This is a genomic window from Candidatus Tisiphia endosymbiont of Temnostethus pusillus (assembly GCF_964264675.1).
GTDB lineage: Bacteria > Pseudomonadota > Alphaproteobacteria > Rickettsiales > Rickettsiaceae > Tisiphia.
Genome location: NZ_OZ183472.1, coordinates 1,606,379 through 1,622,042, shown reverse-complemented (window position 1 = coordinate 1,622,042; position 15,664 = coordinate 1,606,379). Strand labels below are relative to the sequence as shown.

The 15,664-nt window shown below is 34.4% G+C and carries 13 protein-coding genes and 1 tRNA gene; 13 read left to right on the top strand and 1 reads right to left on the bottom strand.

Annotation, left to right across the window (positions count from 1 at the left end; genetic code table 11):
- Positions 1–9 precede the first annotated feature (9 nt).
- Complete coding sequence (locus ACFEL2_RS07380; protein ID WP_375331906.1) at positions 10–807, bottom strand: YihY/virulence factor BrkB family protein; 798 nt, start codon at positions 805–807, stop codon at positions 10–12.
- A 529-nt stretch (positions 808–1,336) separates the two neighbouring features.
- Between ACFEL2_RS07380 and ACFEL2_RS07375 the strand changes: the two genes are divergently transcribed.
- From ACFEL2_RS07375 to rpoB, 13 genes are all read left to right on the top strand, one after another.
- Entirely contained in the window at positions 1,337–1,711 is a 375-nt protein-coding gene (locus ACFEL2_RS07375) for a helix-turn-helix domain-containing protein (RefSeq protein WP_341747243.1), read from the top strand.
- Positions 1,712–1,850: 139 nt separating this feature from the next.
- Positions 1,851–2,540, top strand: coding sequence for an RNA methyltransferase (locus tag ACFEL2_RS07370; RefSeq protein ID WP_341751669.1), 690 nt, complete (start codon positions 1,851–1,853; stop codon positions 2,538–2,540).
- A gap of 167 nt (positions 2,541–2,707) precedes the next feature.
- A complete protein-coding gene (gene rpsL / locus ACFEL2_RS07365; RefSeq protein WP_341747241.1) occupies positions 2,708–3,091 on the top strand; it encodes a 30S ribosomal protein S12 in 384 nt (127 codons plus the stop codon).
- Positions 3,092–3,110: 19 nt separating this feature from the next.
- Complete coding sequence (rpsG, locus tag ACFEL2_RS07360; RefSeq protein WP_341747240.1) at positions 3,111–3,599, top strand: 30S ribosomal protein S7; 489 nt, start codon at positions 3,111–3,113, stop codon at positions 3,597–3,599.
- Between the two features lie 9 nt (positions 3,600–3,608).
- Entirely contained in the window at positions 3,609–5,684 is a 2,076-nt protein-coding gene (gene fusA / locus ACFEL2_RS07355; RefSeq protein WP_375331905.1) for an elongation factor G, read from the top strand.
- Between the two features lie 162 nt (positions 5,685–5,846).
- A tRNA-Trp gene (locus ACFEL2_RS07350) sits at positions 5,847–5,922 on the top strand.
- Between the two features lie 21 nt (positions 5,923–5,943).
- Entirely contained in the window at positions 5,944–6,144 is a 201-nt protein-coding gene (secE, locus tag ACFEL2_RS07345; protein WP_341748453.1) for a preprotein translocase subunit SecE, read from the top strand.
- A 19-nt stretch (positions 6,145–6,163) separates the two neighbouring features.
- Positions 6,164–6,697 (top strand): transcription termination/antitermination protein NusG, encoded by a 534-nt coding sequence (nusG, locus tag ACFEL2_RS07340; protein WP_375332401.1) that lies wholly within the window; start codon positions 6,164–6,166, stop codon positions 6,695–6,697.
- A gap of 707 nt (positions 6,698–7,404) precedes the next feature.
- Positions 7,405–7,839 carry a 50S ribosomal protein L11 gene (gene rplK / locus ACFEL2_RS07335; protein WP_341751671.1) on the top strand — a complete coding sequence of 145 codons (435 nt, stop codon included), beginning with the start codon at positions 7,405–7,407 and terminating at the stop codon, positions 7,837–7,839.
- A 3-nt stretch (positions 7,840–7,842) separates the two neighbouring features.
- Positions 7,843–8,550, top strand: a complete 708-nt coding sequence (rplA, locus tag ACFEL2_RS07330) for a 50S ribosomal protein L1 (RefSeq protein WP_341751672.1) — start codon at positions 7,843–7,845, stop codon at positions 8,548–8,550.
- Positions 8,551–8,571: 21 nt separating this feature from the next.
- Entirely contained in the window at positions 8,572–9,081 is a 510-nt protein-coding gene (gene rplJ, locus ACFEL2_RS07325) for a 50S ribosomal protein L10 (protein ID WP_341751673.1), read from the top strand.
- A 32-nt stretch (positions 9,082–9,113) separates the two neighbouring features.
- Entirely contained in the window at positions 9,114–9,482 is a 369-nt protein-coding gene (rplL, locus tag ACFEL2_RS07320) for a 50S ribosomal protein L7/L12 (protein ID WP_341747236.1), read from the top strand.
- A gap of 2,016 nt (positions 9,483–11,498) precedes the next feature.
- Positions 11,499–15,605, top strand: a complete 4,107-nt coding sequence (gene rpoB / locus ACFEL2_RS07315) for a DNA-directed RNA polymerase subunit beta (RefSeq protein ID WP_375331904.1) — start codon at positions 11,499–11,501, stop codon at positions 15,603–15,605.
- Positions 15,606–15,664 lie beyond the last annotated feature (59 nt).

Below are 15,664 nucleotides of genomic sequence, written 5' to 3'. Positions count from 1 at the left end.
CTTCTGCTTTCAAGGATATTCTCTTAGTAGGTAATTAAATTCTGCACCATATATAAAAATCATGTTAATAATATAAAAAAATATTAAAGTCACTATTATACTACCAAGTGAACCATATATTATACTTAATTGGTTATAATATATTATATAGGTAGATAATAAATATCCACTTATCACCCATAAAATTACCGTTAATAAAGCTCCAGGAACTACGTCTGTAAAATTTAATTTTGCATTAGGGATTATATAATATAGTGATGAGGAGGTAATAAATAATGAGCAGAAAATGATAACATATCGAAAAAGGGTTAAAGTGTGCTTATGTTCTTCTATCATTTGTAAAATTATTGGTACTATAATAAGAATAAGCATGGCAAAGGTAATGAATATACTGATTACTAAAAACTGTGCTATGCTAAGTAATCTTCGCCTTATATAGGTGGGAGGAGATTTTATCTCATATACCCTATTTAAAATTGTTCTTAAACATTCAACAAAAGATGAAGCAGTCCAAATACTTCCCATTATTGCTAAGGTCATTAGGCTCTGAGGAGGAGTTTTCCCAAGTTCATTTATCCTAGTTTTTATTGAGTCAGTAGCCAGTTCTGGCATACTTTCAAGAAGAATAGTGATAAAATTCTTTCCAAGTTCTGATGCTCCAACAAAACTTGTTAGTGCTAACAAAAAAACTAAAAAAGGAAAGATCGTTAGGAGTACCATAAATGACATATACCCTGAATGTTCAACACCATCGTGTTCAATTGTTCTAAAGGCTGCCTGATATAGGCATTTTATAATTCTTTGCATCAAGTAACTTTCTTTTGTTTTATATAATCATTCAAGTATATATATAAAATTCAACATTATCACTTATTTATATTAAGTATATTTTTTAAACCTCAATAGAACCTAAATTATTCTAGCCAGTTTTGTATTAAAATTTTTAATTTTAATACAAAGCTGAAGTTTTAACATTCTGCAATAATTCTTTAAAAATCATAGTTAATTCTATGACTTTAATTTTTTAGTCTTATTCTATCTAGAATAGTAAAAAAAGGTTAAAAAAATACGATAAAAATGAAATTATAATTTACAAGGTTGCTAAGTATCTATAAGATCAGTATAATTATATAATAGTTAAAAAATATTAAGTACTACTTGTACATAAACAAAAAATATAATCAATATTTACTGATAGTAGACAGTTTACATGTGGGTATTCCTATGTGAATTGTTGGCTTTCTAGGTTATATAATATATGACAGTAATCTTTTTATTTGTTAATAATCTATTATATTCTTAAAATTTAATAGTTCATGCATACAAGGAGTTAATTATGGTACGAAGAAATGACTACATACAAAAAGTTGATCAATTTATAGGTGGGAAAATCTATTCTTTAAGGCTTGCCAAAGGCTTGTCACGTCAACAACTTGCAGAGGTAATAGAGGTAACACATCAGCAGTTACAAAAATATGAGAAGGGTATTAATAGAATATCAATAGGTAGGTTGGTTCTTATTGCTAAAGCATTAGATAAAAATATCGATTATTTCTATCAAGGTTTAGAAGATGCTGACAATGTCGAGCCTGTGCTTACTCAACATCAGCGTATGTGTATAGAAGTATCAAGGAATTTTATGAAAATTCGTAACTCAGAACATCAGCAAGCAGTTAATGCATTGATACGTTCTTTGATTAAAGAAGATTAGGTAAAATGAAAAAATCATTGGTTCGTTATGAAACTAATAGTTGACAGAGATAAAAGAGTATAGTAATTGGATACGAGTAGTTAATAGGAATTAAGTAGCTATTTAAAAGAAAATAATTACATATTAATCAAAGATGTTTATGCCAATTATTATTTTAGTAGCACCTCAAATGGGTGAGAATATTGGTGCTACTGCTAGAGCAATGAAAAATTTTGATGTTTCAGAGTTGAGAATCGTTTCACCTAGAGATGGTTGGCCGAATGAACAGGCACGTAGTATGGCGGTATCAGCAGTAAATATCATAGATAATGCTAAGATTTATGATAGTTTGGAAGCAAGTATAGAGGATATTGATTATTTATATGCAACAAGTTCAGCAACACGTAATATCAATAAAAACTATGTTCTATCAGAGAATTTAAGTCAGGATTATCCTACAGGTCTTAAAGTCGCTATCATGTTTGGTCGTGAAAATTGTGGTTTGCGAAATAGAGAAATTACTTATGCCCATAAAATTATTAACATTAATACAGGGGGTTTTAGTTCTCTTAACATTGCACAGTCAGTAATTATTATATGTTATGAGCTATTTCGTAATAAACAGCTGAGAATAAATGTTAATAATGAACAGGACGTAGCATCAAAAGGAGAATTAGGATATTTCTTTGAACATTTGTTTACTGAATTAAACAAAAAGAATTTCTTTAAAGTGCCTGAGAAAAAATTACACATGACTCAAAATATTATGAATATTTTTACTCGTATAGATAAATTATCTAGTACAGAACTACAAACTTTAAGGGGGATAATTACAACCTTAAGTTCATAAAAGTAACTAATCTAGTCAATGTTGTTAAAAACTCGTTGCTTTTATAAAAAAAATAGCTATAGTTCCACTTGTTGCCGCTTAATAGTGAAAGTGGTATAGTATATAGTTTTCCCTATAGCTTTAAGGGTTGATAGATAAATATCAAAAGGAAAAATTTGGAGTATTGAATGCCAACAAACAATCAGTTAGTACGTTTTGGAAGACAGTCGAAGATTCGTAGGACAAAATCCCCAGCTTTGGAATCTAATCCATTTTTGAAAGGTGTTTGTGTAATAGTGAAAACTGTTACTCCTAAGAAACCTAATTCTGCTCTTCGTAAAATGGCACGTGTTCGCTTAAGTAATGGGCAGTACGTGAATGCTTACATACCTGGTGAAGGGCATAATTTACAAGAACACTCTACGGTGTTGGTAAGAGGCGGAAGGGTTCCTGATCTTCCAGGTGTTAAGTACCATATAGTACGTGGTGCTTATGATACTCAGGGTGTAAAAAATCGTAAGCAAGGACGCTCACGTTATGGTACATCAGCGAAGCAAGCTGTAAAAAAATAATTTGAAATAGAGAGATAAGATGTCACGTCGTCATGCCGCAGAGAAAAGGGTTATCTTGCCTGATATGAAATATAATAGTCCTCTGCTTGCTAGGTTTATTAATAATATCATGAAGGAAGGGAAAAAAGCTCTAGCCGAAAAGATAGTATATTCTGCTTTTAGTAAAATAGAAAAAAAACATAGGGTAGATCCTTATGAAACTTTCAATAATGCTATGAATAATGTAAAGCCATATCTTGAGGTTACCTCAGTGCGTGTGGGAGGTGCAAATTATCAGGTCCCTTCCCCTGTTGATGAAAGAAGAGGGTATGCACTTGCGTCACGTTGGATTATCAATGCAGCAAATAAGCGTTCTGAAAAAATGATGATTGATAAGTTGGCGGAGGAATTATTTGAAGCATCAAATAATAGAGGGGTTGCTATTAAAAAAAGAGAGGACACTCATAAAATGGCTGAAGCTAACAAAGCTTTCGCTCATTTTAGTCCCAAAAAATCGCAACCAAGGTAATTAAATCATATGGCGATTACAGAATTTTCTCTTGCTAATACTCGTAATATAGGTATTTGTGCTCATATTGACGCTGGTAAAACTACTACAACCGAGCGTATTCTCTTTTATACAGGAAAATCACATAAAATTGGTGAAGTTCATGAAGGTGGTGCCACTATGGATTGGATGGCACAAGAGCAGGAACGTGGTATCACCATTACTTCTGCTGCTACTACCTGTTACTGGAAAAATATAAGGATTAACATTATTGATACTCCAGGTCACGTAGATTTTACTATAGAAGTAGAAAGGTCTTTACGTGTTTTAGATGGAGCGGTGGCGGTATTTGATGGTGTGGCCGGTGTTGAACCTCAGTCAGAAATAGTTTGGAGACAAGCTGATAAATATAAAGTACCTAGAATGTGCTTTGTCAATAAAATGGACAGAATGGGTGCTAATTTCTACAAATGTGTAGAAATGATTAAAGATCGTCTTGGTGCAAAACCTCTAGTAATTCAGTTGCCAGTTGGTATTGAAGAGAATTTCAAAGGAGTTATTGATTTAATCAAGATGCAGGCAATAATTTGGAAGGATGAATCTCTTGGAGCTGAATATTCGTACCAAGAAATCCCTGCTGATATGTTAGAAAAGGCTGAAGAATATCGTGCTTTGCTAATTGAAATGGTTGCTGAGGCTGATGATCATTTGATGGAGAAATATTTATCAGGTGAAGAATTTACTGAGGAAGAAATTCAAGTAGTAATAAGGAAAGGAACGATTGACCGAGTCTTTTTTCCTGTGTTATGTGGTAGTGCCTTTAAAAATAAAGGTGTGCAACCTTTGCTAGATGCGGTTGTTGACTATTTACCTTCACCAATCGATATTGGAATAGTCAAGGGAATAGATATTAATTTTGGAGAAGAAAAAGATTTTAAAATATCAGCATCTGAACCTTTCTCTGCTTTAGCTTTTAAGGTAATGACCGATCCATTTGTGGGATCTCTTACATTTATCAGGATTTACTCTGGTAAGATTAGTTCAGGTGCTACTGTCATTAATACGGTAAAAGACCAAAAAGAACGAGTAGGTAGGATGCTTCTTATGCATGCTAATGAAAGAGAAGATATTAAAGAAGCTTTTGCAGGAGATATTGTTGCTCTAGCTGGTCTTAAAAATACCACTACTGGTGATACTTTGTGTGATCCGGATAAGCAGGTTATTTTGGAGAGAATGGAATTTCCTGAACCGGTTATTGAATTAGCTGTAGAGCCAAAATCAACTGCCGATCAAGAAAAAATGGGAATGGCATTGTCTAGGTTAGCTGCTGAAGATCCATCTTTTAGAGTATCAACTGATCAGGAAAGCGGTCAAACTGTTATTAAAGGTATGGGTGAACTGCATCTAGAGATTATGGTTGATCGTATGAAACGTGAGTTTAAAGTTGAGGCTAACATTGGAGCGCCACAAGTAGCCTATCGAGAAACAATTACCAAGCCTTGTGAAATTGATTATACTCATAAAAAGCAATCTGGTGGAGCTGGGCAATTTGCACGGGTTAAAATAATATTTGAACCTCAAGAAGCTGGAACAGGATTTGCTTTTGAAAGCAAAATTGTTGGAGGATCTATACCCAAAGAATTTATTCCTGGTGTTGAAAAGGGTCTAAATAATATAAAAGATACAGGTGTAGTTGCCGGCTATCCAATGATTGATTTTAAAGCAACCTTGATAGATGGAGCGTTCCACGATGTAGATTCAAGTGTACTTGCATTTGAGATTGCTGCAAAAGCTGCTTTTAGAGAAGGTATGCCAAAAGGTAATCCAAAATTACTTGAACCAATTATGAAAGTTGAAGTAATTACTCCTAATGAGTATATGGGGGATATTATTGGTGATCTAAACAGTCGTAGAGGGCAAATGCAAAGTATGGATCCAAGAGGTAATGCACAAGTTATAACTGCAAATGTGCCATTGGCCGAGATGTTTGGGTATGTTAGTACTTTGAGATCTTTATCACAAGGTAGATCTCAATATAGTATGGTTTTTTCTCATTATGAGCAAGTACCATTACAGGTGGCCGAAACTATTAAAGCTAAGAAATAAAAAAAATTATTAAGATAGCTTAGTGTATCATGTATAATATGATATTATATATGACATCAAAAATGAGAAGTGACTTTTAAATTGCCTTGGCTAATGGCATCATTCGAATAAGTAAGAATTTTATTGAAATTAAAACACTTGACTTTTTGATAAAAATATGATAGGAGTGTAGCTCAATTGGTAGAGCGTCGGTCTCCAAAACCGAAGGTTGCGGGTTCGATTCCTGTCGCTCCTGCCAACTATAATGAGTTCGTATAATATGTTAAAGGAAAATAGAGTCTACAAATTTTACGAGCAAGTAAAGCAAGAAGTTTATAAAATTGTTTGGCTTGGTAAGAAAGAGTTGATAACTTCAACTCTTATAGTAGTGGTGGCTGTATTTATTTTTAGTATAATTTGTTTGGTGTTAGACTATGGTATACATAGCATAATGCAAGTTTTACTTAATATTGGGAAGTAAAGAATAGGTTTAGGGAAAAATTGTGGTGCAGTGGTACGTTATTCATACATTATCAGGCTCAGAAAAGCGTGTAAAGCAAATGATTCTCGATCAAATTGCTAAACAGGGTATGTCGGAGTTTTTTGAGGATATCGTTGTTCCGGTTATTGAAGTACCTGAAGTTAAACGTGGTAAAAACGTTAAGACAGAAAAGAAATTTATGCCTGGTTATATTCTGATTAAAATGAATATGACAGATGATTCTTGGCATTTGGTAAAAAGTGTAACTAAGGTTACAGGTTTTTTAGGTGGTAAAAGTACACCACAAGCCCTTAGCGAAAAAGAAATACAAAATATTTTTAGTAAACTGGAAGCTGAAACCAAAGATGCTAGGGTTTCGAAATTATATGAAATTGGTGAGTCAGTAATTGTTACTGACGGTCCGTTTGAGACTTTTACAGGGGTTATAGAAGAAATTGATTATGACAAAAATAGATTGCGTGTGTCTATATCTATTTTTGGTAAAGCAACTCCTATAGAACTAAATTTTACGCAGGTTAAGAAAAATAATTAGGGTTTGTTTAGGGTAGGGTGTGTACTCAAATGATCCTACGAATTGGATTTGAAAATGAATGGTGAGCAGGCGTAGCGTACATCTAGTATAGTTACGCATGCGAATCCATGATATTTTCAAAAAACAATTCGTAGGAGCAGAAGAGTATGCAGTTTATTGTCCCTAGCATCCTAGCTAAAGGTGCATGAGTGTCAACTTAAGCAAACTCTATGTCATCCCAGCGTAAGCTGGTATCTAAAAAGAGCCTTCTAGGTTGTTTAGACTTTTTTAGACCTCTGCCTACGCGGGGTGACATTAGCACTAATAGGGATGATACTAAGCCTAGTATTAATTTGTTATCGAACTGAGGTTAAGCTGAATTCGATATAATATTACCGTGTGATGTAATCCTAACGTAAGCTGGGGTCTAATAGTCTTTTAGGCTGCTTTTTTAGATTCTTGCCTACGTGGGAATGCTTTGCTAGCGTGGATCAAAAACGGTAACGTTAGTATGGTACTTACAAGGTCAAAAACGATATCATTCCTAGCTAAAAGCGGGAATCCAAAAAATAGCCTGCAAAGGCTATTAGATATTATGGATTCCTTACCGAAGCGGGAATGACATACTAATGATTCATGCGGGCAATGCTTTTAGCTAGGAACGAGAGTGTATTGACAAGGCTCACTTGAATAAAGCTATTAATTAAATAAGTAAGGATAAGATTATAATGGCAAAAAAAATAACCTCTTATATTAAGTTAACTGTGCCAGCAGGTAAGGCTAATCCATCCCCACCTATTGGTCCTGCACTTGGTCAGAAGAAACTTAATATTATGGAGTTTTGTAAGGCGTTTAACGCTGCGACGATAGCTATTGAACCAGGGACTCCTATCCCAGTCGTGATTACTGCTTATGAAGATAATAGTTTTACTTTTGTAACTAAGACTTCTCCAGCATCGTATTACTTAAAACAATTTGCTAAAATTCCTAAAGGTTCCAGTGCTACTAAAAAAGAAGCATTTGTTGGTAAGGTTACCATGTCAGATTGCATTGAAATTGCAAAAATTAAAATGGTAGATCTTAATACTGATAATTTAATAGCTGCCGCTAAAATTATTCGTGGTACTGCTGAATCTATGGGTCTTGAAGTGGTAGGAGATTAATGTATGTTAGTTGATAAAAAATTAGTTGGTGGCAAAAAGATTAGAGAAGCAAGAAAAAAAGTAGCTCTAGTTGGCAACCGCACTTTAGCAGAAGGAATAGAGCTACTCAAGTCTGTGTCTTATACTAAATTTGACTCTACTTTGGAAATGGTGATGAAATTAGGGGTAGATCCTAAGCACTCGGATCAAATGGTGCGTGGTGTTGTGGCACTACCCGCTGGTACCGGTAAAGTTAGTAGAGTTGCAGTGATTTGTAAGGATGAGCAGATAGAAGAAGCTAAAGCGGCTGGAGCAGATATTGCTGGTTCTACAGAAATTATCGATGATATTAAAGCAGGAAAAATTAATTTTGACGTTTGTATTGCAACACCAAATATGATGCCAGCAATAGGTGCAGTGGCAAGAATTTTAGGTCCAAAGGGCTTAATGCCAAATCCAAAACTTGGGACTGTAACTACCGATATCGTAACGGCAATTAAAAATGCCAAAAGTGGTCAAGTAGAGTATAGGGTTGAAAAGGCAGGTATTATTCATGCTGGAATTGGTAAATTATCATTTTCCAAACAAGATTTGCTAGATAATGCATCAACTTTAATATCTGCTGTAGTTAAAGCAAAGCCTTCTGGTGCTAAAGGAAATTATTTAAAAGCAATATATCTATCTTCTACTATGAGTCCATCAGTAAAAATAGATTTAGCAAGTATATCGTAAAATACGACAAGGAGAGTTAAGGTGTTAAGATCAGAGAAACATGAATTTGTCGTAGAACTTGAAGAGGTGTATAAACGGTCAAATTCCGTGATAATTACTCATTATCATGGACTTACTGTTAGTCAAGTAACTCTACTGCGTAGGTCTCTTAAAGCAAAAAATGCGGGGTTCAAAGTAGTTAAAAATACTTTGTCAAAAATAGCAGCAAATAAGGCTGGTATTGGTGATATTGTACATTTGCTTGTTGGTCCGACAGCCTTTGCATATTCTGAAGACCCTGTTGAAGCTGCAAAAGTTGTCGTAGAATTTGCTAAAACTAATGAATGTTTGAAAATAGTTGGTGGTTTAGTAAATAATCAAGTATTAGATGCGAATTCTGTACAGCAACTTGCAAAATTGCCTTCATTAAATGAGCTTAGAGGCAAAATTATTGGTATGGTACAAGCTCCTGCAACTAAAATTGCTGGTGTGGTGCAAGCTCCTGCAGCCAAGCTTGCTAGAGTTTTTCAAGCTTATGCAAATAAAGAATAATTTAATAAAAAAGTTTTAAAAGGAAGAAAATTATGACAGACCTAGTAAAAATCGTAGATCAATTGTCAACACTTACAGTAATTCAAGCAGCAGAGCTTGCAAAAATGCTAGAAGAAAAATGGGGTGTAACAGCTGCAGCTCCTGTAGCACAGGTGGCGGGTCCTGTAGCATCAGAAGCAGTAGCTGAAAAGACAGCGTTTGAAGTTGTTTTAGTCAGTAGTGGTGATAAAAAAATAGAAGTAATTAAGGTAACTAGAGAACTTACTGGTCTTGGCTTAAAAGAGGCTAAAGAGTTAGTAGATGCTGCCCCAAAAACTATTAAATCCGGTGTAAATAAAGAAGATGCTGAAAGTTTTAAAGCAAAATTAGAAGCAGCTGGAGCAAAAATTGAATTAAAGTAATTGAGTATACCATCGGGCGGGAAAACCTAGAGTTTATTTTAGGGGTGTATTAAAAACTTGTTTGTGTAAGTTCATATTAATTAGGCTCTGTGAAGGTTGTTAGGATAACTTTCTAAGTTAATTATAGAGTATAGTGATAAAGAGGGACAAAGGGGTAAAAGATTAAGCGTACATTTGTAAGTATGAGAATCCCCATTTATGGGTATTAACTTAAGCACAGGGTTGTTATTGTTAAGCAGTATTTTAACAAAAAAGATGTCATTCCCGTGTAGGCAGGAATGACATTAACCGTCACAGCGATGATATACTCGAATGATTTGGAGAATTGGATTTGAAAATGAGGGGCGAGTCAATGGAGCGTACATAAGGTACGTGAGTACACGAGTCCCTGATATTTTAAAAAACAATTTTTTAAAGCAGAAGAGTATACTTAGGCTGCTTAAGTTATACCCATGTAGTAGTTTTGTGATAGCCTTTCTTTATAAAGCAAAACAATAATAAATATATGTATACTCGAATGTGACTCCGAATTATTTTTTGAAAATATCAGGGACTCGTGTACTCACGTACCTTATGTACGCTCCATTGACTCGCCCCTCATTTTCAAATTCAATTTAGAGTCACATTCGAGTATACTGCTCGTAAATGAAGAGTTGGTAGACGATAGTATAACTTCAAGAAGAGCTAGGCAGTAGCAAAGTCGAGCAGCGTAGCGTACATGAGTAAAACTAGGCAGCTTCGATCTTTGGTCGCAGGAACGCCAATTCTTGAAGTTCTACCTAAGTATATACCGCAAGATTTAGAATATACATAGATTGGTAGAAACATTTTGGGACTAAATCTAGGTTTGTATTGTTAATAATGGAAATGAACTTGTTGTGTGATATTCTATTTGGTTTACGAGTTATGTTGCTAAATATGTTATCATACCCGTATAAACTATTACATTTTGTACAAAAACTTATAAAACTTTTAAGACAAAGTTCTTTTGCTTTAATAGGTCTTTGTATTTATTTATCCAAAATTCTGAATCAGATGAAGATAAGAAACAGATTTGTACATTTTAGTATATTTTTCTACTTTAAAGAATTGGTGTGGCAAAATTTCGGGTATTTGTGTATTTACGTACTAGATGTACGCCTAGTTCGCTTAGCCCTTGTTTATTGTCCCCATTCTTCAAATCATTTAAGTACACTCCTATTATATTTGAATAATTTAACGAATTGGTTTCGCAAAATTACAGAGTATTCGCATGTTTTTATTCCTAATGTACATATGCTACGCTCCCCTCTTGTTTTATGCTCTAATTCTTTAAATCATTCAAGTAATATTTTTAAATCGAGCTTTTTTAGATTTTTATCTTTATTTGGAGTTTATATAGAATACTAAAAAAGAAATTTAAGGTATACTCTTCTGCTTTGAAGAATTGTTTTCGCAAATACTTGCGGGGATTTCGCGTACGAACAACGGTTTACTAAGTTGCGTTTGCTTACCCTTTGTTTGTTGTCCCCATTCTTCAGATCATTCGAGTATAACAATTTAGTTTATGTTAAGGTAAAGAAATTGGTAATTAAAGTTTAATTTTGAATTAAATAATCTGAATTTGATGTAACAAGTTAGTAGCAAATTTAATGTTATCTTTATTAGGGTTGATGTTATCCGAGGTATGATACACGGATAAGCAAACTCTATATTAGACTTACTGCATAAGTCAATCTAGTTGGTGATTTTGTCGTCGAAACTCGCCTCCGCTCCTCACGTACGTCTGTGTACGCGAAGGTAGCCGGCTTCGTTTCTCCTAAAAATCCCTCAACTATCTTTGATTTATGCAGCAAGTCTATTATCTCAGCGTAGGTAGTGGAATCTAAAAAAGTAGCCTTCTAGGCTTTTTCTAGACCTTGCTACTTTCGTAGGGGGACATTGAGACTATTGTAATATGTGAGATTCCAAGTTTGAAGTAGATTTTTACTTGGTTTCAAAATAAAAAATTATTAAAAGCATTAATCGGGAGATTATATGACAACGCAATCCTTATCAATTGGCAAACGCGTAAGAAAAAATTTTGGTCACATAAATTTGGTAGCGTCTATACCAAATTTGATAGAGGTTCAGAAAAATTCTTATGAAAAAGGTTTTTTACAATTAGGAGTTAAAGATTCTGAGCGAGAAAACAGAGGATTACAATCAGTATTAAGTTCAATTTTTCCGATTCACGACCCCTCTAATATTGCATATTTAGAATTTGCTAAATATGAATTTGATAATCCTAAATATGATGTCGAAGAGTGTACTCAAAGAGGTCTTAGTTATGCTGCTCCTCTTAAAGTTACATTGCGATTAAGTATTTGGGATATTGATGAAGATACTGGAGCAAGAGAAATCAAAGGTATTAAAGAACAAGAAGTTTATATGGGGGATATTCCCCTAATGACAAAGAATGGTACTTTTATTATTAATGGTACAGAAAGAGTGGTGGTATCACAGATGCATAGGTCACCTGGCGTATTTTTCTATCATGATGATGGGAAAATTCATTCTTCAGGGAAGTTTCTATATTCTGCTAGAGTTATACCTTATAGAGGATCATGGCTAGATTTTGAATTTGATGCTAAAGATATTGTTTACTTTAGAATAGATAGGAAAAGAAAGCTTTATGCTACTACTCTTCTTAGAGCCATTGGAATGTCTACCAATGAAATTATAAAATTCTATTATGATACGGTAACATGTTTTACCAAAAATGCAAGCTGGGCAACAAAGTTTATACCTGAGTCTATAACTGCTCATAGGCTAGTTAATGACTTAGTGGATGCGGATACCGGCAATGTCATACTTGCATCTGGTCAGAAGATTACACCTCGTTTGGCTAAAAAATTTGCTAAAGATGGAGTGCAAAATATTTTGGTAGAACGTGAATATTTAGTAGGCAAATATTTAGCACAAGATCTTGTTAATCCGGATAATGGTGAGGTACTAGCCGAAATTGGTGAAATGATCACAATGGATATGCTGGACTCTATTATGACTCTTGAAATTCCGTCTGTCGATGTACTTGCTATAAATCCACAATCAAGTCCTTACATAAGGAACACCTTATTTGCTGATAAAAATCAAAATTATGAATCAGCATTGATAGACATATTTAGGGTATTAAGACCAGGAGAACCAGCTAATATTGAAGCTGCTAAAACATTATTTAACAACTTGTTCTTTGACCATGAAAGATATGATCTTTCAGAAGTTGGTCGTATTAAAATGAATGCAAGATTGGAACTTAATATACCAGAATCTACAGCTATTTTAACTATTGAAGATATTAAAAATATTCTTAAAGTTTTAGTAGAGCTAAAAGATGGGAAAGGTTCGATAGATGATATTGATCACCTTGGTAACAGAAGAGTTAGGTCAGTTGGTGAACTAATTGAGAATCAGTTCAGAATTGGTCTTGTTCGTATAGAGAAATCAGTACTTGAAAGAATGTCGGTGGTTGATCTTGATGCCGTTATGCCTCATGATTTAGTAAATTCAAAAGTTTTGGTTTCTGTAGTAAAAGAATTTTTTAGTACTTCACAACTTTCTCAATTTATGGATCAAACTAATCCATTATCAGAAATAACTCATAAAAGAAGATTATCAGCTTTAGGACCTGGTGGACTTAGCAGGGAGAGAGCAGGGTTTGAAGTGAGGGACGTCCACCCTACTCATTATGGGAGGATTTGTCCAATTGAAACACCAGAAGGACAGAATATAGGTTTGATTAATTCCATGGCTACTTATGCTAGAGTTAATAAGCATGGCTTCATTGAAACACCTTATCGAAAAGTCGTGGATGGTCATGTAACTGACGAAGTTGTTTATTTGTCAGCCATTGAAGAAGGAAAATATAAAATTGCTCAAGCTAATGCAGTTGTCGATCAAAAAGGTTTGTTACAAGAAGAATTAATTAACTGTCGAACTGAAGGTGGTAATTTTGTTATGGTTACCCCTCTAGAAGTCGATTACATTGACGTTACCCCGATGCAGGTTGTTTCCGTTGCTGCATCACTTATTCCATTTTTAGAAAATGACGATGCTAATAGAGCCTTGATGGGGTCAAACATGCAACGTCAGGCTGTCCCGCTTATTAGAAGTGATGCCCCTTTAGTTGGTACTGGTATTGAAGGAATTGTTGCACAAGATTCTGGGGTTTCAGTTGTAGCCTTGCATGATGGAATAGTAGAGCAAGTTGATTCAACTAGAATAGTGGTAAGGACTAAGGAGCAGAAAACAGATGGATCACCTAGTGTGGACATTTATAATTTATTAAAATTTCAAAGATCTAACCATAATACTTGTATTAATCAAAAGCCGTTGATTAACGTTGGTGATTATGTAAAAAAAGGTGAAGTAATTGCTGATGGACCAAGTACAGATAATGGTGAAATAGCTCTTGGTAGAAATGTGCTAGTAGCTTTTTTACCATGGAATGGTTATAATTTTGAAGATTCGATTTTAATATCAGAACGTATTGTAAAAGATGATATTTATACCTCAATTCATATTGAAGAATTTGAAATAATTGCTAGAGATACAAGACTTGGTCCCGAAGAAATTACTCGCGATATTCCAAATGTTAGTGATGAAAGTTTACGCCATCTTGACGAAGTCGGTATAGTATATGTTGGTGCAGAAATAAAACCAGGCGATATCTTGGTGGGTAAGGTTACCCCTAAAAGTGAGTCACCTATGACTCCAGAAGAGAAATTACTCAGAGCTATTTTTGGAGAAAAAGCTTCAGATGTTCGGGATTCATCTTTACGTGTTCCTACTGGGATCACTGGTACAGTGGTAGAAGTACGAGTGTTTTCTCGTAGGGGAATAGAAAAGGATGAGCGTGCTATAGCTATTGAAAAGCAACAAATTGAAAAATTATCAAAAGATAGGGATGATGAACTTCGAATCATAGAGCATTTTGTTTTTATGCGTTTAGAGAAGATTTTAACAGGACAAATAATTGTTAGCGGTCCTAAATCCGTAAAATCCGGTCAATTGATTAGTGATCAAACCCTTAAGTCATTATCAAAAGGACAATTTTGGCAACTGATTGTTGAAGATGCTAATGTAATGAATGAAATTGAACAAATTAAACGTCATTATGATGAAAAGCAAGACAAGCTTAATAAGTGTTTTACTAGCAAAGTAGAGAAATTACAAAGTGGTGATGACTTACCACAAGGTGCTCTTAAAGTTGTAAAAGTATTCATTGCTACTAAACATAAGTTACAACCTGGAGATAAAATGGCAGGAAGACACGGGAATAAGGGTGTTATCTCTCGTATTATGCCAGAAGAAGATATGCCATTTTTAGAAGATGGTACAGTAGTTGATATCGTTCTTAACCCACTTGGCTTACCTTCACGTATGAATATTGGGCAGATTTTAGAGACTCATCTTGGTTGGGCGGCAGTAAATCTTGGTAAAAAAATATCTTCTATGTTGGATCAAGTTCATAACAAAAAAATTGATGTAGAAGAGCTTAAATCTTTTATTTCCGAGGTATATGGACATAACTCAACGACAAAAAATATAAAGAAAATGTCCAATCAAGAGATTATTGAGTTTTGTGATAATATCGATAAGGGGGTATATTTTTCAACCCCAGTTTTTGACGGTGCAAAGGTTGAGAATGTAAAAGAAACGCTAGTCCTTGCAGATCAAGATCCATCAGGTCAAATTAGGTTGATTGATGGTAGAACAGGAGAGTATTTTGATCGTGCCGTTACAGTTGGCTATAAATATTTCCTAAAATTACATCATTTGGCCGATGATAAAATCCATGCTCGTTCTATCGGTCCTTATAGTTTGGTAACTCAGCAACCATTAGGTGGTAAGTCGCATTTTGGAGGTCAAAGATTCGGTGAGATGGAGTGTTGGGCACTGCAGGCTTATGGTGCTGCTTATACGTTACAAGAAATGTTAACTGTAAAATCGGACGATGTGGTTGGTAGAATTAAAATTTATGAATCTATTGTCCGAGGTGATAACAATTTTGAATCGGGTATTCCTGAGTCGTTTAACGTGATGATCAAAGAATTCAGGTCCTTGTGCTTAAATGTAAAGCTTGAGGATACTAGCACAGATTAAAGATATTTTTTGCAATTGCTACAGAAGGTCCAAGAGGCTTTTTACTAAACTATATCTGA